Genomic DNA, 20,554 nt, shown 5'->3' with positions numbered 1-20,554 from the left:
ATCACTATCACACATACCATCCTCAGGAAATATGTATGAATTCATAATCAATTCAGGTTTGCATATGTAAACAGCGATGATTAAATACATAAAAAAAAGCATCCCTTATTAAGATGTGTCAGTCGGTGACAATCAAGTTTGTCTACAGTCAATTAAGGGATTGTACAATTTGAACGTTGCCTCCAGTCACCCGCGGGCGGTCCGCCCTCTGCGTTTTGCGCCTGCAGGGTCTCCCCTGGAGGTTCGGAATGCTTTCAACCAGGACAACAAGTAGACGTAAAATATTGTTGATTGCTGCGATGCCTGCTTTCTCTGCGATGAATGCAAAGAAGGAGGCCACATGGACTTGGTAAGGGGGCCGTGGCCAACTATTCTCAATACATGCTTCATTCAAATAAAAAACCAAAAAGGGTTTGGAATGAAACTATTCCAAACCCTTTTTGGCTACAAACTGACTCATCCTTATCGGATCAGTTTTTACTGGCAAAGTCTCATAGCTGAATTTCTTCAACATGATATTGGGGCGGAGCCTTCCGAAATGCCTTTGTGATATATAATAGATAACAAAAACCAATAATGAACCAACTTATACCCATTATTAGGGAACTTGTCTCAAGATTGATCCAAAGAATGCCAATTGCTATAGCTCCAATTAAAGGCATTATTAAGTATTGAATACACCCCTTTATCGTTCGATGTTTCTTTTCCCGAATGATAAAATGGCTGATCACTGAAAGGTTTACAAAGGTAAATGCCATTAATGCACCAAAATTGATCAGTGAAGTCGCTGTCACTAAATCGAAGAATAAAGCAGACAATGAAATGACTCCAACTATGAGTACATTAATGGCTGGAGTCTTCCACTTAGGGTGAATAAACCCAATCCATTTTTCCGGAAACACTTTATCACGTCCCATAACATACAAAAGACGGGAAACGCTGGCATGCGATGCTAGTCCCGAGGCTAGCGTATTGACGAAAGTCGTACAAAGAAAAATGGATTGAAATAGCTTCCCACCTACATAAAGGGCGATTTCCGGCAATGCAGCATCCGGTTCCTTAAAACGGGATATATCCGGAAAAAAGAGCTGAATAAAGAAAGATGCGGTAATGAAGATGATTCCGCCCCAAAGTGCAGTTAAAAATATCGCTTTTGGAATCGTTTTTTTCGGATCTGGCGTTTCCTCAGATAGTGTCGTTACCGCATCGAATCCCAAAAAGGAAAAACAAAGGATCGTGGCCCCGGTTATTATTGCCGAAACTTCCATTCCTTCATTTACGAAAGGCTTTATCGTAAACACTTCTCCTGTACCTTCTCCAGCATTTAAACCTTTGACAACAAGAATGATGAACACTACCATGATGGCAATCTGAATTAAAACAAAAAGCGCATTAAAGTTAGCAAGTACATTGACACTCCGGAGATTGAAAATGGTGACGATTGCTACGAATAATACTACCCAAATCCATGTAGGAACCCCTGGAAATAATGCTGTGAGATAAATTTTGGTCAATAATGCATTGACCATAGGTAAAAACAAATAGTCTAACAACGAAGACCATCCCACCAGGAATCCTAAATGCGGATTTATGGCCTTTTGCGTATAAGTATAGGCAGAACCTGCAGCAGGAAAAACCTTTACAAGTTTTCCATAGCTTGCAGCTGTAAAAAGCATCCCCACCAATGCAAAGATATAGGCAGTCGGCACATGGCCGCCCGTAATCCCAGATACAATTCCAAATGTATCAAATACAACCATGGGGGTCATATATGCTAACCCCATCATAACGATTTGCCATAATTTCAGTGATCTTTTCAATGTAACCTCATTTTCCATCTATCATTCCTCCTTGAAACCGCTTTCAAATCAGTGGGTCAATTTTTTAAAATAGATAAATCTTCATGCCTCCCTCTTTTAAAAGTTTTACCTGTATACCTTAATGCAAATTCTGTGCCACATGATTTCGGATTACTCGACCAGCGAAAAACGCCAAAAATGCTACTTAATTCCTGTATTCTTACCGGCACATGATTGATTTAAAGAAATGAAGTCTTGGAGCATCTCTTCATCGGCGATTCAATTCCCCATAAATTATTCGCCTCTGCATAACGCAAGCCAATGATATGCGTATAAATCCTCATTAAATCACTTACTGTGACCTGGCATGATAATTGCATAATTAATCATCCATAGGAATTCAATTATATGAGTTTCAAAACTATTATCATTATAAGAAAATGGAGGAATAGAAAAATGAAATATCCTTTATCCCCTGATGTTAAACCAGAGTTTTGTACCACCGGATCATTTATGCGCTTACCTTCTACAAGAGAAAATGCCAAATTGGCAGTGGTAGGTATGCCCTTTGATACAGCTGCTTCATTCAGGGTAGGAGCCCGGTTTGCTCCGCAGGCAGTCCGCCAGGCATCCATGACGTTGTTTCCTTACCATCCGATTCACAAGGTATTTCCGTTTGACGAATGTAATGCAATTGATATTGGGGACGTTTCGGTGATTCCCCATAATATACATCGAAGCTATGAGCTAATTGAAAAGGCTATGGCAGACTTGATGAAAAACGGTATCATTCCAATAGGCATCGGAGGAGATCATTCAGTAACATTGGCTAATCTAAGAGCTGCCGCCAAAATACACGGTCCTGTTGCTCTTCTTCATTTTGATTCACATACAGATACCTGGGATACTTATTATGATGAAAAATACTGGCATGGTTCCCCGTTTATCCGTGCATATGAGGAAGGCTTGCTCCAAACGGATAAAGTTTTCCAGATTGGCATCAGGGGTACGCTCAATCATCCAGGAGATATAGATTCAAGTACAGATCTAGGTTACAATGTGATAACTACGCCTGAACTGAAGAAAAGAGGAATCGAAGATGTCGTGAAGGAAGTCAAGAAAACCATAGGGGATACACCATGTTTCTTGACCTTTGATATTGATTTTGTAGATCCATCATGTGCTCCTGGAACTGGCACCTTGGAGGTCGGCGGTCTAAATAGCTTTGAAACCCTAGAGATGATACGCTCTCTGCAAGGATTCAACTTTATTGGATTCGACCTGGTGGAAGTCCTCCCGCCATACGATCCAACACAAATTACATCACTATTGGCAGCCACCATCATTCATGACTTTGCCAGTTTAGTAGCCTTACAGCTAAAAGAAGAACAAAAAGAGGAGAATTCAGCCGAAAAAAGTTTATAGAAGCAAACAGTATCGTTGAAAAGGCATCTGCATGCATTGAGAGCAGATGCCTTTTTTCTCTATCATCTTTTATCTAGTCCTGGATTTCCTCTATAAATCATTTCATATAAACTGATGAACAAGTTCGGGCTATCGGTGTGGGAAAAATAAAAAAACACATCCCCTATGAAAGAATGGGATGTGTCATCATTTTATTCGTCTGATTCTGCCCCAGGACGATTGGATTGTGTTGGCAGGGTATTCCAAAAGCTTGCATCAACAGTTTCTATTGAATCATCGGCGATAGCTCTGACAGCTGCATCCAAAGTGGTTATTGTTTGCTTTATTAGATAGCCATTACTTTTTTGTCCAAGCGCCACTGACTCGATATTGTGGTCCGACATACCTCGCATCTCAAAGAGCAGTGTGGCAATATCATAACGAACGGCTGCACCATTACGGCCTATATTTTCTCCAGAACCGCCATCATACTTACCAATATGCCCCCAACCAGTTGGTTCAATGGAGTTATATACAACAGCACCCAGTTTTTTTGACGCTTCTAATACTTCAGGCTTTACGTTTGCGTTTGTAGGATAAAGAATTGAACCTGAAACAAGTTCACCATCTGTTTCGCTTAGCGTCCCTTGATGATGTAGATCTATCATGTAATCTATATCGTATTTCGCAAATACATTTTCGTGTAAAGCCTTTACTTCCACTTGCATGGAATCAGTTTTTTTATCATGCTCACGGTTTAAGTCTACCCCATTTGCATTTGCCCGTGTTAAATGTCGATCTCCTTTTGCTAAATAGTCATCAAGAGGGAAATTAACATCTCCCATTGCCCCATCTGCATTTAACATGGGAATGATCAGTATATTAACATTTTCCAATAAACCTTTAGTCTTACTCGTGCCTAGATGTTTAATGAATTCTAGTGCACCTTCAGTAGTCAGTTGTTCATTTCCGTGCTGTTGAGTTAAAAATAGTATAGTAGGATTCTTAGGATTTGAAATATATTTCGCTAAGTAAATATCCCTCCCTTTTACCGTTTCGCCGATTACTTCCAGTGCCAGCCTTTCTTGTTTAGCATCCTGCGTTTTAAGATAGCTTACCAGGCTTTCATATGTATGAAGTTTTGAAGTTGTCACTTGACCATTTCCAGCACTGGGACCATTTCCAACCGCTCCGACTGGCAGCGCAACAGCTGTAACTGCGCTTAATGTCATTAAACTAGATAATGAAACTGATAGGACTTTCTTTTTAAAATTCAATAAAAACCCTCCTTAAAATTTAATTAAAAAAAATAACCATTACTAATATTCTGACATTTTTAACACTTTGTGTTAATAGTGGAAAATACCTATGTTTCAAATCATTTTCTTCTGCACCATATAACTTGAAAGGAATTACTTCTACAATGGCGATATTCAAAAAGCATTTTCTGGTTGCCGAAACCGATCAGGAAGAAAAACCAGACGGGTACCCGTCTGGTTACTAATTAATTTGATGAAACTATCAATTTTTATTATTGCCTGCCCTCCGTCAGTGGAATTGACTCGTATTGTTCCGGATTGATTTTATATACTGAGCCATCAGTAACTCCATCAATTATTCCATATAACCCTCTTTCCACTGCTTGAATAAGCATGCCTTTTTTCTTTTGGCCAAAAGACTGTGTCTGGCCTCTAACTTCAAAGAGCACTGTCCCACTTCCGTTTAAAGCAAAGGCTCCTAAAGCCGTTCCAGGAAGATTTTGGTTTTGCGGATATAAAGATATATTTCCATATGGAGAATTACCTTGTTCTTTCATAGCATTATATACCGCTACATTCAATTGTCTGGAAAAATCGTAATTATAGTTTTTGGCATATTTGGCATACTCTTGTCCTGAAGGCGAGCTTGGATCAGGAACAAATTGAGCGGAAAGCGAGTATGTGACTAAATCATCCGTTCCATCAATTTCATAATAGGGAGCTTGGTGGTGCAAGTCCACAAAAACCTCCACCTTTCCATATTGCTTCAGGAGAGACTTGTAAACATCACGCGTAGTTTGTGATTCAGGTGTTATGAACCAACCAGGGGTGGATGATTTTCCAGGGAAGTCTTTAGCTTGAGGAGTATAATTTAAATCAGGATTAAAGTCACGATTGACATCGAAACCAGGATTGGACTCATAATCGAATGATTCATTTTTGTATGTATAATAGTTCCAAGATGGATTCGCTCCTGCTAACTGTGGAAACTGTTCCACGACCTCTGACCAGGTCATATCATTTCCCCGGCGGTTCAATTCAGCACCATCCGGATTCATTTTAGGCAAAGCCACCAAGGTAATTTCTTTACGAATTTTCTCCGCTTCAGGAGAATTGGTCCCCAAAAACTTCAAGACATTCAAGATGGCATCCGTACCAGTTTTCTCATTTCCATGAATCTCACTTTGAATTAAAACGACTTTGTCACCTGTTCCCACAGTTGCTTTATAGATTTCTCTATTTCTATTGGAATATCCAGCTACATCCACTTTCACCTTACCTTGGCTAGCACTCGCAATTTGTTTTAGCTTTTTCCCTAATTCAGCATGATCTGTAAAACCTGAAACCGAATAAGTTTGTTGAATGGGTGTTCCTGGGGACGTTTCATTAGCTGCAAATGTTGGTGCCGCAATACTCGCCGATAAAACGGCAACTCCTAGAGTTGAAACAATTTTCCTGTTTTTCATATTACAACAATCACTCCCTAAAAATATTATTCTATCTCATTATACAAAAGGGCAAAGTAGAAATATGTTGGAATTTGATGTCGTATTATGGATTTTAATGATCGGCCTAGTGGCCTTGGATATAGCCTGCTCAGTTATATACATAATTGGGCAAAAGAAACAGGGTGCTGAATATATTACATTGGAATCTTGATTTCAACGCTCTGATACTCATCAATAAATTCAAAAAAATTCGGCTATACTATATTTTATTTTCTCTTCCAGTACAATTTTCAAGAGGGGGCTTATACTCCCCTTATGACATATAGCCTTTTTTGCACCTAAAATATCCTGCCCATGAAAGTATGAAGTTTTGAATAAGGGTTATGAATGTAGCTTTTCAATAATGTTTGCAACTTTATAAAAAAGTTGAACCGTTATTAATAAAGTTTGCTCAAAATGAATGCTTTGGTTTTTTTGTAAGCCGTAAAACGCTGATTTACACGATATGTTTGATCAAACATAGTTTTAGTTTATAACAAAAATTATACGCAGATGTAATGGAAAAGAGTCTTAGTGGTTGAAGGCATTAATAAAAATTCCATTTATACAATATAATTTTTCTCCCAACTACTTTTTTGACGAGTTTCTTCTTTTAGTAAGTAGTACTAATTTTAAACTACTTTCTTATTGCTTCATTAGAGTTCGTCTTTTCAACGCCTAACTCCCTAATGTTCCCAAAAAAAGAGTAACCATTTAGGTTACTCTTTCTAAGGTTAATTGCTATTATTTTTATCGGATCATTCAAGAAAGACCCTTTTTATGGCTGTGTTTCCGGCTCTAGACTAAAATGTCAAGATAGTAAACATAGTTCCAATTGCTACATAAAAGAGTTCAAATTCTGACATGCTTAAATAAGATTGGCCAAGAATTATCACCCTTTATTTCTTCTTTCCGCTAGGAATATCTAAAAATAAAAATTTCCCGTTCCTTGCTTACCCAATGATTCTCAACCGGGCCTATTATATCACCACTAAATTCCTTCCCTTTTAAAAATGCATATTATGAAAAGTACAAAGAATTATTTATAAAGATTTAAAGATCATCTAAATCATCTTCATCTATTCTTGGAAGTTCTGGTTCGATACCTTGGAAAATCATTTTCAATTCACTTTCTAATGAATCTAAGTGTTCTGTCATGATTTTCTCTGCATATTCAACATCTTGATCTTTAATTGCTTTAAAGATTGAAAAATGTTGGGCATAAATTGCCTTATCCATTCCACTGTATTGACCTAATTTTTCTCTTGTGATAAATAAGACCTCTCTAAATAAATCGGATGCCGCTTCCATCATTATTGAGAGAACCTTATTTTGACTGGATTTTACTATATAAGAATGAAATTTATGATCTGCAGCTACACTCTTCTGAAAATCATTTTCAATGAATGCCTTTTTCATTTCTTCTAATATTTCAGATATGATCGCCAGATCATTACTTGTTCTCCGGATTGATGCTAATTTTATTGCTTGAACCTCAATGATTTTCCTAGTTTCTAACAAATCAAATATAGTGACACTATCCAAAGCCATTGTATAGGATAGGGTATGATATATCCCTTTCAACTCAGGTTCCTTAATAAAGGTACCACCAGCCTTCACTTCAACCATACCAAGCATTTCTAATGACTTTAAAGCTTCTCTTATCACTGTCCGGCTAACCTTTAACTGTGTAGACAATTCGCGTTCAGATAGCAATCTATCTCCTGGTGATAACCCACCTTCAAGAATTAAGTGTCTAATTTCCTCCATTATTTTTACGTACGACTTTACTGGAGACTCTTTACTTAGTTTAATTTTCAGTACCCCCTTTTACTCTCTTAATAAAATATCTTTCTATAGTTTTTAGCTATGAACAAATTGAACTTTCGGTCAGACCAGGGAGTTAGTCCCAATTATTATACGAGACATCTAGTGATATTTCAAAGTATTTCATATTATTCAAACTATTTCTAGATTTTTTAATGAAATAACTTTTATATTATATTTGCCTGTTTTCCTTGATCATTTTAATCCTCTGATCAAGTATTGCCGCCAAAGATTTGCTCATTCGTTATTTCACCCACCAATAAAAAAAGCAAGAAATTGCAGTAAAGGTAGAAAATTAAAATCAAAAGAAACTCCTGACTCATTTAGTCCGATTCCGATTCCGATTTCTCAAACTGATACATTCCGTAATAAATAAGAAGATGCACACGGGAAAATAATCATATAGCTATTCCAATTATTTTGCCACTGATTAGGCAGATTCAAACTCTAACATTCCACACAAGTATCACATCCTAACATAAAGAGGAGTATCTCAATAGTTTTGGGGTTGGTCATCTCAATAATAGGAGTATTAGAATATTGATACAGGGAAACTTGTCTGAGTTTTTTATACTAAGTATCTTTCCGAATCAAAATTTTCATATAAAAAGGAGTCATCCTAAACTTATAAAATAGCTTTGTATGGCTACTATGTTAAGAAGACTCCTAATTTTTTTGAATAATGATAAAGTGTCTATCTTTATAAAAAGAGAGAAAGCAGACTTCTTTTATAGTCTGCCAATGTAACTTCATTTTTCATTTTTTACTTTCAGAAAATTTTTTAAGTTACGTTTTCTTTTAATAGTTTGATACATCCTCTTTTTCATCCATTTTACTCGCTTCATCTTGGCTCGCTTCTTCTAAGCTAAGGTTCTTTGTTTCAGGTGCCATAAAGACGGATACTAGTAATCCGATAACGTTCAATCCTGCTGCCAATAGCATCGTGGGTCCGACTCCATATGTTGCTAAAGCAATTGGTAAACCGAATGTTCCGACTGAGGCACCGATTCTAGTTACTGTTGTAGCAAAGCCAACTGCAGTTCCTCTAATTTCTGTCGGGAATAGTTCATTTGGATAAGCCCATTCAAGGATAGCAGGAGCTCCTGCGAAAAATGCATACATAAAGAATAAACTAACGATGATCCAACCGCTTGCTTCAGGTGCTAGCCCCAGACCTAGCAGGGCGATTGTGGTAAAAAAGAAGCCCCCGATACAGAGTGATCTCCGTCCAATGCGATCAATAAAGAACATAGAGACCGTACACCCAATTAAAAACATGAATGAAATTAATGCCGATCCAATATGGGATAAATCCCCCTTATTTAAATTAAAGGTTTCTAACAAAGTTGGTGCAAATGTATAAATCGCAAACATCGGGATTAATTGAAAATTCCAGAATAGCATGACAAAAATCGTACGTTTTCGATAGGCGGGCGAAAAGAGTTTCATAAGACTTGGTTTTTGAACTGGTCCTGAAGGAATATCTTCTAGTGTCGTGGATTCCCCATAGATATTTTTCATGATTCGTAATGCCTTTTCTTTCTGTCCTTTGCTTAAAAGCCATCTTGGTGATTCAGGAGTATTTAAACGCATAAATATAACAATTAATGTAGGTATAGCACTTGATCCTAACATCCATTTCCAAGCATCTGGTCCTAAGTTTAATAAAAAGTAGCCTGCAAAGTAAGCGACAGTTGCACCCAAATACCAAGATATAGTAAGGAATCCGATCATTTTCCCTCGATATTTCTTAGGTGCAAATTCCGTTAACAACGAGGTGGCAATTGGATAATCAGCCCCAATGGCTATACCTAACAACACTCGGATAATAAATAGCTGTTCGACATTTGTTGCAAATATTTGAAGTATAGATAAAACAAGAAATGCTATTAGATCCAAACGATACATGCTTTCGCGGCCAATCCTATCCGTTAGATAGCCGAATATTATTCCACCAATGAATATTCCAATTAAAGCAGAAGAACCCAGTAGCCCGTTCCATAAACCGTTGATTTCAAATGATTGATTTAATGGGATTAAAGCCATTGCAACGATGCTAAGTATATAACCATCAAGAAAAGGACCACCTGCTGTAAATATTGTTAATTTCATGTGGAATTTCGTTAATGGTGAATCATCAACAATATTACGTGCTTTGGTTGACATTACTATTTCCCCCTTTGAATAAAAGGTTTCTTTTTTTTCTTCATAATAATTTGCGCTTCATTTCTTCTTTGTTCCCATTTTTCAAAAGTCTGTCTGGATGAAAGGTGGGTAAAACGAATTTCGCAAATAATCAAAAAATTATAACGTTCTCAATAGCTTGTATGATTAAGAAATACATTATGAAGAACTTAGAAGGAAAAGTAATGCTTTACTGGATTAAGGATTTTCGTTATTAAATTGACAAACAAAATCGCATTTTTAACGAAAACCCATAAAATATCAACGAATTATTGGAAAAATACTAAATTGGGCCCCCACAAATAATTATTACATGATATTAACCAAAGCAAGCTTTTCAGGACATCAAATTAAATACGTTGTCTGCCGGTAAATCATTTTTACTAATGTCATAAAATGTAATACAACCACGTTGTATTACATTTTATATTTACAAAGTATGTTCAACCTTATTCGAGTATACTTCCATACCTCTTAACGCTAATTCTTTAAAGAATGCAGCGGTTTCAATACATTTTTCCGGAGGATATACACCTTTTCGTTTAACTTGGCCCTTTGCAAGCATTTGAGCCACAATGGAAGGAGGTATAGATGTTTTCAATGCTCCAGCAGGAATATTCCATTTCTTTTCACTCCCAACATATACCTCAACTACAACCTTCTCTTTCCGACCATTTTTTTCACCTGTTACGTCAACACGAGTTACACTATACTGATCTTTATCCACTTTTGGTTGTATAAGTTGATTAGCAACAGTTAGTAATGCTTGCCTTGGAGATATCTCAGCCCCACCCATATTAATAGGTTCCTTACTACCAAACCCAAGCTGAACTAAAAACTCCACTTTCTCATGGAACTCCTTTGGAAGAGCAATGCTGAAGGTAGTATTTTTACAACCCTGGTCTTTAAATGAATCATAGAGTGTAACGGGTTCAGGATGAATTGTATATATAGGATTTGCAAGGCCAATCGGTTCCTTAAATTCAACAGGCCTAGAAATAAGTGGGGCAATTTTCGTTATTTCACCATCTTTTACAACTACCGGATTTATAGTATACTCGTCGATAATAGTATCTAGCATATATGGTGTAACTAACGGAGAAGAGTATTCTGTAAAATCCTTCATGGCAATTGTAATATCAATATCAGATACTGTATCTAACTGTTCTACCCCAGCTAATGCCATCATATTTGAAATTCCAGGACCACTTCCCATTCCAAGGACGGCTGTGATTCCGTTTGCCTCAAATTCTTCTGTCAATTCTAGCTGTTCTGCAGTTTCTTTTGGCCAAGCGCCAAGGTCTACATAATTGACTCCCGCCTTTAATGCCGCCCTGGTTACATTTGGACATAGAAAAGCTGGACCGCTATTGATAATAACATCAAAGCCTTTAATGACATTGGCAGTTTCTTCTTCGTTAAGAACATTAATCTGCTTGGCTGTTAAACGTGGATCTCCGATTTGCTTAGCTCTTTCTTCTGCTTTTTCTATTAAAATGTCAGCAACCATAACCTCTGTAACTTCATCATTTTCTAACAAATCATAAATTGTCCCTAATGCTTGGATTCCTGCTCCACCAATAACTATAATTTTCATCTTAATTCCCCTCTCTTAATAAATTAAATAACAACATTTTGATTGATTCCATTAAAAAATTGAACTAGATTATTTATTGCTATAATAAAAATTTCTTTTGAAGCCTCGGGTGTATTAAATGCAATATGCGGACTAAGAACTACATTTGATATTGATAGCAGAGGGTTATTTTCCAAAATAGGTTCTTCATCAAAAACATCAATACCAGCGCCTGCAATTCGTGATGAAGAAAGAAATTCAACTAATGAAATTGTATCGATTAATTCTGCTCTTGATGTGTTAATTAGATATGACTCTCGTTTCATCAGTGAAAGTTCCCTTTCGCCTAATAGTTTCCTCGTTTCTTCCGTTAACGGCAGATGAAGTGAAACAAAATCTGATTGTTCTAGAAGCATTTCTAAGCTAGTAAATGTTACACCTAATTTTAGGGCTCTTTCTTTATTTGGGTTAAAAGTCCAACAAATGACATTCATGCCAAGTACCTTACATAATTCAGCCATTCTCTGCCCTATTCCACCCAATCCAATCAAACCGATTGTTTTTCCCTTTATCTCCATGATCATATTGGACTGATCCCAAATCCCTCTTGTTACATTTTGGTGATTCCGGTTAATATTTTTTGCTAGCGAAAACATTAATGCTAATGCATGTTCTGCAACTGAATTATCTGCATATCCAGGGGTATTTGTAACTGTAATACCCCGAGACGCTGCAAATTTCAAATCAATGAAATTAGAAGCACCAATCCCGGTAAATGAAATGATTTTCAATTTAGGGCATTTAGCAATAACTTCATTCGGTATTGACCATCCCAGAAGTATCCCATCGGCATCCTTTACCCTGTTTACAAACTCTTCTTGAGTTTCAGGTCTTCCTTCATAAACACGAATTTCGGCAAATTGTTGTAATGGATTGAGAAGTTCATCCGTTAGTAATTTTTTAAATTGAGGATCCGCATCTGGATATACTATTAACACCTTTATCACCCCCTTACCAACTTCTCTATTAATTTAGGAAACTTTAATTAGCAGATATGACTGAAATGGCAGTCTTTAAGTACTATGTTTTCAGGATTTCTTTTTAGATATAGTACAATATCCTTTTCTTCTTTTTTACATCGTAGGTTAGAAGGGAAACCTGAATAGGTGAAAAAATGGACTTTCCCATTTTCTTTAATATATCAACCCCTCTCAAGGTGGAAATTTAAAATGATAACGTTTACATTAAGCCGCAATTTACACCGTTTTTTTTGGTCTGACCATGGAATACCGTAATTATATAACAGAAAATTACATTAGTCAAAATATTTTAAATTTTTGATCAACTGATATAATTAACATAAAAATTGTCCTTTAGACTACCAATATAGGGAACGCATATTTGATAAATAACGAGAAGTCGCTGGGGCTGCATCGTGAAGATGTTATTTTTCAAGGAAGGAGGAATCATTAAAACATGGAGGTAATCTAACAATCCAATAGGGCAATCGACCAGAAAGCATATTAATAGAAATGAAACCAATTTGTAACGCAGGCATATTATTTACAAAGGCAAAAGTTAAATATAAAAAGTAGTCATAGAATTGGCATTGACAATAGCCTTTAATCCTTTACTACTGTGCCTTATCAATACCGGTTTACTTTTCCCCATTCAATAAATGATTTATTAGAGGACGATACGACTGTTTTCATATTGTAGTAGAGAATCTGTTCCGGCAGCCCAATTAAAGTAGGGGGAAAGGCATTCATATGGCAATTCATCAGAGTTTCTAATTTCATATCCGTTGGAAACTCCATATTTCATTTGGAATAACTTAAAATCACGATGAATGAATACAATTTTTGGAGCTTTCCATTCACCTCATACATTCCTACTTCCTCCCAATCCATCTGAGCTTGTTTATTCGGCTGAGCCCGATGGGGGTTTAACAAATTCTCTAAGAATCGTTGTTTTCCCTTCATAACCCAAAGTCTGAATTTCTTCAAAAAGGACCATACTATTTGGCGTTCCTTCTTAAATTCTTTGCAAAGCATAAGGCTCTTAAATGTTCCGAAATTTACTCTCCCTACCCTTTCGCATAGTTGAATGAAGTACTTGAATTTCCTTTATGTATTTACTGACTGTTTTGCGACCATACCCCGTTTCCTCGGCAATAGCTGTTTTTGTTCATCCTTTTTGATGTAATTCTCTAATCATAAAAAATTCCCTAGTCTTCAGCATCGTCTCAAACGCTCCAACTCTATTAAGTGAAGAGATGATATCTATTATTTTTGGGGCACTTTAAACCGTTGATAATGGGTAATTTAACTCCAATGATGACAGTGACCATTCAAATTAATTGATCTATATGAATAACTTGAACATGAATGGCCAAAAATAGGAAGTATTAAGAAAGCAAAAAGGTGAATGCCTGAACGCTTCAACATTTAATCATTTGTATTTAGTTGGAACGGTTATTTTACATTCCCCTTCTTCTTTAGCTGATTTTGTTAGCTGTAGTGTTGTCTTGAACGTTCGCTTTGGTATTGAAACTGTTACACGAACATTGGAAATTTTCTACATATCCGGTTTAATATTACTTACTAATTTAAAAAATTCTTTCATTCCTCAAGTAATATACAAAACACCTAGCTAACATTGGAAGGTTTCACCAAAATCATTAAATTTTTTAATGATTTTCCTTCAAAGTTCACTAAAAGAATAGAAGTAGAAAAAGCTTTTTATACTGGACATTGATCAGAGGAATCATTTTAATTCTGGATATCTTGGTTTTTGGGCCACTATTAAGCCCATAAACGCTTAGGTAGCCAAAATGATTAAAATAATGCGAGTTGGCGGCATATAAAGATCATCATAAAAATATGCTAGAACTTCGATATAAAATCCATATTCACGGTTGAATTTGAGTTGAATACAATAGGATATGATCCAATGAATGTTATGAATGGGGTGGTATGGTGAAACATAAAATAATCATTATTCTTAGTTTAGTCTTTGTAGTATTCATGACTGTTTTACTCATCTTTTACCTCATTAAAGATGATTCTTCCCGATGGATGGTAGCTCTTGGGGGAATATTGGTAAGTGCCTTGCCCATTTCATTATTATTTGTTAAACATAATCCTTTTAACATTCCGATCATTATCGGTTATTATGTTTTTGTTTTCTGTACGACATTTTTAGGGTCAATCGCAAATTTTTATGTGGATTTTAAGTGGTGGGACTCTACCCTTCACTTTTATAAAGGTATCTTCGTAGGTTTTGTTGGGATTGCTCTTTATAAACTATACATCCCTCAATCGGCGAGAAAAGATATTTCAAGGTGGGTCATCTTTCTATTTGTTCTTTCGCTTTCAGTCACTGCCTCTGTTCTTTGGGAAATCTATGAGTTCGCAGGAGACCAGACTTTTACTCAAACCATGCAGCGAGGCGGTAATAAAGATACTATGTACGATCTAATTTTCGGTCTTATTGGTGGTCTTCTTATTTCCATTTATTCTAGTGTACAAAAAATAAAATTATGATAATTTGTTGAGGTAATCATATGAATCGTAAGCTAGTTATTTCATTAAGTTTAGTGTATGTCCTTTTCATGGCTGCTTTATCTATTTTTTTCTATTCAGCCGATGAAACTTTCAAATCACTGGTTTCGATAGGCGGTGTGGTATGTGGGGCAATTCCCCTTTTACTGGCCTTATTTACCAAGCTTCAATTCAATCTGCCCATTATCATTTCCTATTTAATCTTCTTATTCGGTTCACAATTTTTAGGTTCTATTTTAGGTTGGTATGGACTGGGGTGGTGGGACACATTACTACATTTACTAAGCGGTTCCCTTCTAGCTTTTACGGGTATTGCTTTATATGAACGACTGGTATTCAGAAATGCAGGCAAAGAGATATCCCCTTGGTTTGTCTTTTTGTTTACCCTCTCTTTCTCAGCACTTGGTGGTGTCATATGGGAGATCTACGAATTCAGTTCTGATCAATTATTCGGAATGACACTACAAGGCGGAGGGAATAAAGATACAATGATAGATTTAATCGCGGATACTATTGGAGGACTTATCATTGCAGTGTGGGCCGGAGTGCGGACAAAGGTTAAGTTAAAGAAAACATGAAAAAACGTTCCAGTTGAGTTCAGAAATCCGCTCCCTTACCGCCGACTGCCTGCCAAGACAACTCGCCGCAAGCATCTAGCGGGGTCACGGCTAGCCAGTTATTCGGCAGGAGTGCCGCAAATTTCTTCAATCTAATGAGATTTCATTCCATATAAAACGAAAAGGGTTCGGGATGCAACCATTCCTGACACCCTTTTGTAGACAAACAAAAACGACCATCTTATCGATGGTCGTTTTTATGTTCATTTAAATATAATGGAAATTATTTTTTCCGTAGTCATCGCACTATCTACCACATACGTTCCAGGTCGTAATCCGTTGGCCTTGCCTTTCTTTTCAACCGCGTTAGAAAAATCATTGGCATTCTTAATGACTTTTGCTTTTTGAAGGGTTTTACCAACATCGATGCTTGTCGAGCCTTTAGACACTTTCAGAACTGTACGGTATATGACTTTCTCTGTTGGTTCTTTTACATTTTCTTTTTCAGCTTCCGCTTTATCTTTAATCGACTTTGCTTCAGCAATCTGATCTTCCCATTCTTGTTCTGAATGTATGACGTACCCTTCAGAAACCAGAGATTCTTTCATCTCATCTTCTGATAGTTTCTCCGATGTGCCGGTCGCTTCACTTGGACCAAAGAAGTACACTGCACCGCACAATCCTGCCGCAACAACAATGCCTCCGGCAAAGCTGCGCATTGATTTAGATGTCATTGGCCACAGTTCTCCTTTCATTCTTCATTTTTATGTAAGGAGTAAGCATGCGTTCTATTTCATCTTCCGGCTGTTTTGTCTTCAGTGCGATGCTTTCAAATGAATAGCCTCGCTTATGTAGGTCGAGCACTTCACGCAACAAGATCCGCGTTTCGGAAGACATTGCTAGAACGCCTGCCTCTTGCACCGTAATTTCAGCATCTATCTCGATGTTCCTGATTTTTTCCTGTAATACATTCATTTCATCTCCAAAAGTGATAGCAACCTGTTCCAATTGACTGTCCACTTTTACAGAATCCTTTTTAATAAACGATAAAATGAACAGTAATACTGCTGCAGCAAACAAAATGATCAGAGCCCATTCCATCATTCTATGTCCCTCCTTAATCTTTGAATCTAATATCTCGCTTTCTAATTATATATTGATTCGTTCCAAAACTCGATTTAAATGAACAAAATACCACAATAGTCACGTATTTATGACAAAAAAAGGCGCAGGGTGGCCATCTATAACGATTAATGATGAAAAAACGAAAAATACGACTTCCATTTGAGGACCATTTTACCATATTCCATTCATCATTGATACCTTTGCTAATATATTTAGGCAAATGATCTTTATTTGGCACCCTCATACTGCGAGAACGCTGTCTATCTGAGTTAGTTCAACACATATAATTAGGCATTTCATTCATCACCCACATACATCAATTTCGTTTACTTTCCCCAAGAAAGTTCATGGGGTATATTAAATGACAAACACGTTTCCAAACGATAAGATATATATTATCAGGTTCCTTTTCCTGTTTCATTAAATAGGTACATTTTTTTTAGTGAATATACTTATTGGGTTCATCCAAGATAATAAGGAGGAAACAATGAATATCAAAATAAATAATATACCGGGCTTCATGCAAGCCGAACTCGAACAACTTCAATCAACATTGTCCCCCTTGTTGAAGAAAAATATGAAATACGGTTTTTTTTCGACGGTAATGATAGGCTTTTCCATCATTAATCTTTTTTTTCTTTTATTTAAGAACGAATCGTTACCCATCTCGAAAATCGCACTTGGAATCTATGCATTGGTGGGAGCTGTAGGATTTGCCTTAATAAAAGAAAACAAACACAACCAAAGAGAAATAGTGAAAATGAGTCAAAAATATATGTTGGAAAGAATCAAAAAAAGCGGTTATTTAACAGATGCCAGAAAAAGTAACTACTTTAAGAGAGTAAATGAGCATCCGCTTACTGCCATGAATGTTTTTTTTGAATTTCTTGCTGAAGAACAACAATGGAAGAACCAATCCTCACACCCGGAATGAATTAAGGGCATTTCGCAAATTTCATAACTTTATCGGTTGTCCAAAAAAGTCATCACAAATAAAACAACCAACCAGTATGCTTCGGTATACTGGTTGGTTGTTTAAGAGCTAATACATTAACAATTTCACTATGAACGATTCTTCTTTAAGTGGATCCCAATTGCTAGCTCAGTAGTTAGTTCTGGAGGTTCTTATTAATAAGTTCATGAAAATAAACTGCAGCATGTTCAGTTGGAGAAAAGATACCATTTGTAAATGCCTCGGAACTTAATCCTTTTTGCAATTTTTCCACCAGTTCAAAATCTTCCTGCCGTACTTGATCAACAAATTTAAAATATTCTTCTTTTTCTATGGTTGTTTTTTCATCGAGGGAGTAATCACGATAAATACCTAACGACGTCTCAGCATCAACAGGAATTACTTGAATGGTATTCACATTCCCATCTCCTGGATAAACGTTAATCATCATATTTGGCCAAACCCAATAAAAACGTGCTTGGTCACCCTCACCATTCTTGCTTACCGACATATATTGATGGGTGAATTTGTCGTGTGTCGTTGTGCAAAAGTTTGATAAATCAAAAGATTTCGCAAAGCCAGGATGGGCAATGGAACAATGATCACATTCAAGGTAATTGTCAACAACAGCTTTCCAATTAGCTTTAACTACACGGCGGGTTTCCCTAACTAGTTTCAGTGAATCAAAGAAGGGATACTCTTTCATTTCCTCTAAAAATTCCTGATATGCTTCTGCCATGGAAGGTGCATTTTTGTCTAGATTGACAAAAATCATAGCATTCTGAACTTCTAAGCGTATGGATTTCATACAGCTGTGTATGCCCAATTCATTCGTTTTAAAATTAGGGGCTCTATATACACTTCCATCTAATTTGAACGTCCATCCATGATATCCGCATTGTAAAACTTTTTTATTTCCTTTATCGGAGTTTTCTACTTTCATTCCGCGATGAGGGCAAATATTATAGAAAGCACGCAGTTCACCATCGGTACCGTGAGAAACGATAATCGGCTCTCCGGCGATATCCAATGTCATGAAATCGCCCACTTTTTCAACTTGGCTTGCATGTCCTGCTAAAATCCAGCTCTTTCTAAAAATTTTTTTCCGTTCTTCATTGAATACCTCTGGATCGACATACCGTGAATAAGGGAGTGTCGGGCTGAATTGTACATTTCCTTTAGTGGACATATTGAAAATCCCTCCTGAATTATGTTCTAATTTAAAAGTTTAAAAAACGCATGGTACAAAATGTTGTTATATCCGATCCATATAAACTGTCTTAACTTCTGTATAGAATTCAACGGCACTCTTCCCTTGTTCACGGCTGCCTGCACTTGAATTTTTACATCCGCCAAATGGCATTTGCGGTTCGGTTCCTGCTGTTTCCGAATTGACATGGACAAGACCCACTTCGACATCTTCAATAAACCTTTGAGCCGCCGTTAAATTATTCGTACAAATCGCTGCGCTCAATCCATACTCTGTATCATTTGCCATCTTAACTGCTTCCTCATAATTTCCTGCCTTGAAAAGTGCAATGACCGGGCCAAAGATTTCTTCACGTGCAATGCGGGCATCCTGAGCAACATTTTCAAAGATAGCCGGTCGGACATAATATCCGTTCGCCAATTCCTCTTCAGTCGGAATCTCTCCTCCACACAAAAGCGTTGCTTCTGATTTCCCAGTATCAATCATCTCAAGCACGCCATCGCGTTGTGATTTAGATACAGCCGGACCAATATATGTTTCTTCGTTGAGCGGGTCGCCCACTTTTAATTCTTTCGTCCGGGCGACAAGACGGTCACGGAATGCTTTATATATTCCTTCTTCGACAATCACCCTGCTAGTGGCTGTGCATTTTTGCCCTGTGGATTTAAAAGCTCCGCCTACAGCGATTTCCACTGCTTTTTCAAGATCAGCATCAGCGAGAACTATGAGCGGGTTTTTCCCTCCCATTTCCGTTTGCACTTTCTTCCCATGTTCAATCGCTTGTTTTTGAATTTGCTGACCTACTTGATTCGAACCGGTAAAAGATATAGCCTTCACATCCGGATGTTCCACTAATGCAGAACCAATGACCGAACCCCTTCCGAATACACAATTAATGACTCCAGCCGGAAGACCAGCTTCATCAAATGCTTTTATCACATGATAGACCGACTTAGGTGTAAGATCAGCCGGTTTAATCACGACTGTATTCCCGTAAATCAGGGCAGGCGCCAATTTCCACACAGGGATGGCTATTGGAAAGTTCCATGGTGTAATTAACCCCACCGGACCGAGCGGAGTACGGGTTGTGTACAAAAATGTATTGGCATTCGCTGAAGGAATTACTTCTCCAAGTGGCTGCCGGGCTTCAGCAGCATAATATTCAAGAATGCTGGCAGCTCGATTGGCTTCCCCCATCCCTTCCAGAAATGTTTTTCCTTCTTCCTTTATCAAATCCCGCCCCACTTCCTGCATATTCTTTTTCAAAATATCCGCTGCTTTCTGTAAATATGAAGCCCTTTGCTGAAACGATAGTTTTTTCCAAGCAGGAAATGAATTTTTTGCGGCAGCCACTGCATCATGCAAATCTGCGGCAGCACTTGATGGAAATTCCCCTAAATTTTCTCCATTATGGGGACTCAGGTTTTCCCTATACTCCCCTGTAGTTGGTTCTTTCCATTTCCCATTAATATAATTTAAGTAACGCATACGATTTCCTCCCGTATTCTATTTTTCTACTTCTAGATGATAGATTTGCTTATAACTAGAAACTTCTAAAATGGATTCTTCCACCATTCGAAATACTCGAATGGTTGCACATTTTCCTTTGTC

At 37.2% G+C, this 20,554-nt stretch carries 15 protein-coding genes; 4 read left to right on the top strand and 11 right to left on the bottom strand.

The annotated features are described in order from the left end of the window. Positions 1–491: 491 nt before the first annotated feature. Positions 492–1,838 (bottom strand): APC family permease, encoded by a 1,347-nt coding sequence (locus ACQKFG_RS07125; protein ID WP_349728123.1) that lies wholly within the window; start codon positions 1,836–1,838, stop codon positions 492–494. Positions 1,839–2,255: 417 nt separating this feature from the next. Between ACQKFG_RS07125 and speB the strand changes: the two genes are divergently transcribed. Further along, on the top strand, positions 2,256–3,224 hold the full coding sequence (gene speB, locus ACQKFG_RS07120) for an agmatinase (RefSeq protein WP_260287661.1): 969 nt from the start codon (positions 2,256–2,258) through the stop codon (positions 3,222–3,224). Positions 3,225–3,415: 191 nt separating this feature from the next. Here the strand turns inward: speB and ACQKFG_RS07115 are convergent, their stop codons facing one another. From ACQKFG_RS07115 to ACQKFG_RS07090, 6 genes are all read right to left on the bottom strand, one after another. After that, complete coding sequence (locus ACQKFG_RS07115; RefSeq protein WP_342614076.1) at positions 3,416–4,480, bottom strand: M14 family zinc carboxypeptidase; 1,065 nt, start codon at positions 4,478–4,480, stop codon at positions 3,416–3,418. 254 nt (positions 4,481–4,734) lie between these two features. Beyond that, the gene (locus ACQKFG_RS07110) at positions 4,735–5,928 is read right to left on the bottom strand and encodes a M14 family zinc carboxypeptidase (RefSeq protein WP_427557384.1); all 1,194 of its coding nucleotides are present in this window, start codon (positions 5,926–5,928) and stop codon (positions 4,735–4,737) included. 1,074 nt (positions 5,929–7,002) lie between these two features. Then, positions 7,003–7,719: a FadR/GntR family transcriptional regulator gene (locus ACQKFG_RS07105; protein ID WP_192205259.1), complete on the bottom strand. Its 717-nt coding sequence runs from the start codon at positions 7,717–7,719 to the stop codon at positions 7,003–7,005. A gap of 855 nt (positions 7,720–8,574) precedes the next feature. Beyond that, the gene (locus tag ACQKFG_RS07100; RefSeq protein WP_427557381.1) at positions 8,575–9,942 is read right to left on the bottom strand and encodes an MFS transporter; all 1,368 of its coding nucleotides are present in this window, start codon (positions 9,940–9,942) and stop codon (positions 8,575–8,577) included. 448 nt (positions 9,943–10,390) lie between these two features. After that, a complete protein-coding gene (locus tag ACQKFG_RS07095; protein ID WP_427557379.1) occupies positions 10,391–11,557 on the bottom strand; it encodes a saccharopine dehydrogenase family protein in 1,167 nt (388 codons plus the stop codon). Positions 11,558–11,580: 23 nt separating this feature from the next. Continuing rightward, complete coding sequence (locus tag ACQKFG_RS07090) at positions 11,581–12,534, bottom strand: 2-hydroxyacid dehydrogenase (protein ID WP_427557377.1); 954 nt, start codon at positions 12,532–12,534, stop codon at positions 11,581–11,583. 1,977 nt (positions 12,535–14,511) lie between these two features. Between ACQKFG_RS07090 and ACQKFG_RS07085 the strand changes: the two genes are divergently transcribed. Together ACQKFG_RS07085 and ACQKFG_RS07080 are read left to right on the top strand one after the other, a co-directional pair. Beyond that, positions 14,512–15,081: a membrane-spanning protein gene (locus ACQKFG_RS07085; protein WP_427557374.1), complete on the top strand. Its 570-nt coding sequence runs from the start codon at positions 14,512–14,514 to the stop codon at positions 15,079–15,081. A 20-nt stretch (positions 15,082–15,101) separates the two neighbouring features. Continuing rightward, positions 15,102–15,677: a hypothetical protein gene (locus ACQKFG_RS07080; protein WP_427557371.1), complete on the top strand. Its 576-nt coding sequence runs from the start codon at positions 15,102–15,104 to the stop codon at positions 15,675–15,677. Between the two features lie 242 nt (positions 15,678–15,919). On the opposite strand, the gene ACQKFG_RS07075 is transcribed toward ACQKFG_RS07080, so the two are convergent. Next, positions 15,920–16,390: an endolytic transglycosylase MltG gene (locus ACQKFG_RS07075; RefSeq protein WP_192205266.1), complete on the bottom strand. Its 471-nt coding sequence runs from the start codon at positions 16,388–16,390 to the stop codon at positions 15,920–15,922. Beyond that, complete coding sequence (locus tag ACQKFG_RS07070) at positions 16,380–16,760, bottom strand: hypothetical protein (protein ID WP_427557368.1); 381 nt, start codon at positions 16,758–16,760, stop codon at positions 16,380–16,382. Before ACQKFG_RS07070 ends, ACQKFG_RS07075 begins: the two co-directional genes overlap by 11 nt. 508 nt (positions 16,761–17,268) lie before the next feature. On the opposite strand from ACQKFG_RS07070, the gene ACQKFG_RS07065 reads away from it, so the two are divergent. After that, the gene (locus ACQKFG_RS07065) at positions 17,269–17,715 is read left to right on the top strand and encodes a DUF5392 family protein (protein ID WP_427557365.1); all 447 of its coding nucleotides are present in this window, start codon (positions 17,269–17,271) and stop codon (positions 17,713–17,715) included. Between the two features lie 175 nt (positions 17,716–17,890). Here the strand turns inward: ACQKFG_RS07065 and ACQKFG_RS07060 are convergent, their stop codons facing one another. Then, positions 17,891–18,922 (bottom strand): aromatic ring-hydroxylating oxygenase subunit alpha, encoded by a 1,032-nt coding sequence (locus tag ACQKFG_RS07060; protein WP_427557362.1) that lies wholly within the window; start codon positions 18,920–18,922, stop codon positions 17,891–17,893. Between the two features lie 66 nt (positions 18,923–18,988). Further along, entirely contained in the window at positions 18,989–20,431 is a 1,443-nt protein-coding gene (locus tag ACQKFG_RS07055; protein WP_427557359.1) for an aldehyde dehydrogenase family protein, read from the bottom strand. Positions 20,432–20,554: the final 123 nt, after the last annotated feature.

It is taken from the genome of Peribacillus sp. NPDC076916 (assembly GCF_050269675.1).
Taxonomy (GTDB): Bacteria; Bacillota; Bacilli; order Bacillales; family DSM-1321; genus Peribacillus; species Peribacillus aracenensis.
This window is presented reverse-complemented; position numbering and strand designations above follow the sequence as displayed.

Coding starts and splice junctions, on each gene's coding strand:
- ACQKFG_RS07125 (WP_349728123.1), bottom strand. CDS start 1,838: ATGGAAAATGAGGTTACATTGAAAAGATCACTGAAATTATGGCAAATC.
- speB (WP_260287661.1), top strand. CDS start 2,256: ATGAAATATCCTTTATCCCCTGATGTTAAACCAGAGTTTTGTACCACC.
- ACQKFG_RS07110 (WP_427557384.1), bottom strand. CDS start 5,928: ATGAAAAACAGGAAAATTGTTTCAACTCTAGGAGTTGCCGTTTTATCG.
- ACQKFG_RS07105 (WP_192205259.1), bottom strand. CDS start 7,719: ATGGAGGAAATTAGACACTTAATTCTTGAAGGTGGGTTATCACCAGGA.
- ACQKFG_RS07100 (WP_427557381.1), bottom strand. CDS start 9,942: ATGTCAACCAAAGCACGTAATATTGTTGATGATTCACCATTAACGAAA.
- ACQKFG_RS07095 (WP_427557379.1), bottom strand. CDS start 11,557: ATGAAAATTATAGTTATTGGTGGAGCAGGAATCCAAGCATTAGGGACA.
- ACQKFG_RS07085 (WP_427557374.1), top strand. CDS start 14,512: ATGGTGAAACATAAAATAATCATTATTCTTAGTTTAGTCTTTGTAGTA.
- ACQKFG_RS07080 (WP_427557371.1), top strand. CDS start 15,102: ATGAATCGTAAGCTAGTTATTTCATTAAGTTTAGTGTATGTCCTTTTC.
- ACQKFG_RS07075 (WP_192205266.1), bottom strand. CDS start 16,390: ATGACATCTAAATCAATGCGCAGCTTTGCCGGAGGCATTGTTGTTGCG.
- ACQKFG_RS07070 (WP_427557368.1), bottom strand. CDS start 16,760: ATGATGGAATGGGCTCTGATCATTTTGTTTGCTGCAGCAGTATTACTG.
- ACQKFG_RS07065 (WP_427557365.1), top strand. CDS start 17,269: ATGAATATCAAAATAAATAATATACCGGGCTTCATGCAAGCCGAACTC.
- ACQKFG_RS07060 (WP_427557362.1), bottom strand. CDS start 18,922: ATGTCCACTAAAGGAAATGTACAATTCAGCCCGACACTCCCTTATTCA.
- ACQKFG_RS07055 (WP_427557359.1), bottom strand. CDS start 20,431: ATGCGTTACTTAAATTATATTAATGGGAAATGGAAAGAACCAACTACA.